The 1331-nt window shown below is 73.3% G+C and carries 1 protein-coding gene; it reads right to left on the bottom strand.

All coding sequences use genetic code 11. From position 1 onward, the window contains the following. A partial coding sequence (locus tag ABT130_RS47610; protein ID WP_350966504.1) for an acyltransferase domain-containing protein occupies nucleotides 1–1331 on the bottom strand: 1331 nt, incomplete at both ends.

Raw genomic sequence — 1331 nt, 5'->3', positions numbered from 1 at the left:
CCGGGAGGTGCCCGCCGAACTGGCCGGCCCCGGGCCGCGACCAGCGCGCAGGCATCGTCCAGCGACAGCACACCGGCCACGTGGGCGGCGGTGATCTCGCCGATCGAGTGCCCCACCAGAACATCCGGTGTCACGCCCCAGGACTCGACCAGGCGGAAGAGTGCCACCTCGATCGCGAAAAGCGCCGGCTGGGCGTACTCGGTGCGGTCCAGCGGCCCGGCGTCCGCGCCGAACATCACCTCACCCGGCGACCTCTCCAGCCTGTCGGCCAGCCGCGCGAACACCTCGTCCAGCGCGCGGGCGAAGACCGGGAACCGGGCGGCGAGCTCGCGGCCCATCCCGATCCGCTGCGCGCCCTGTCCCGCGAACAGCACCGCCAGCGAACCGGGCGCGCCGGCGACGCCACGTGCCACCTCGGCCGCGCCGTCACCGCCTGCCAGCAGCACCGCCCGGTGGGCGAACTCCGAGCGGGCCCTGACCAGCGAGTAGCCGACATCGGCCGGATCCGCCCCGGTCTCGGCCACGAAGGACGTCAGCCGATCGATCTGAGCATCGAGCGCGGCCTCGGTCTTACCGGAGACCACCCAGGGCACCACGACAGGCGCCGCACCCGGTGTCGTAGCGGGCTCGGAGGGCTCGGCCTGTTCGGACGGCTGCTCGACGATCACGTGCGCGTTGGTGCCGCTGATCCCGAACGACGACACTCCGGCCCGGCGGGGCCGTCCGGTCTCCGGCCATCCGGCGCGCTCGGTCACCAGCCCGACCGCGCCGGCCGACCAGTCCACATGCGACGTGGGGGCGTTGACGTGCAACGTCCGCGGCACGATCCCCTGCCGCATGGCCATCACCATCTTGATCACGCCCGCGACCCCCGCGGCCGCCTGGGTGTGACCGATGTTCGACTTGATCGATCCGAGCAGCAGCGGCCGGTCCCGATCCTGCCCGTACGTCGCCAGCAGGGCCTGGATCTCGATCGGGTCACCCAGCCTGGTGCCCGTACCGTGCGCCTCCACCACGTCCACGTCCGAGGGGGAGAGCCCGGCGCCGGCCAGGGCCTGCCGGATCACCCGCTGCTGGGAGACGCCGCTGGGAGCGGTCAGGCCGTTGGAGGCGCCGTCGGAGTTGACGGCCGATCCGCGGAGCACGGCGAGCACCCGGTGGCCGTTGCGCCGGGCGTCGGAAAGCCGTTCCAGCACCAGCACACCCACGCCCTCGGCCCATCCCGTGCCGTCGGCGGCGTCGGCGAACGCCTTGCACCGCCCGTCCGGGGAGAGACCGCCCTGCTTGGCGAACTCCAGGAAGATGCCCGGCGTCGACATGACGGTGACCCC

Source organism: Streptosporangium sp. NPDC001681 (assembly GCF_040298085.1).
Lineage (GTDB): Bacteria > Actinomycetota > Actinomycetes > Streptosporangiales > Streptosporangiaceae > Streptosporangium.
The sequence above is the reverse complement of the archived record's forward strand: the minus strand, read 5'-3'. Positions and strand labels throughout refer to the sequence as shown.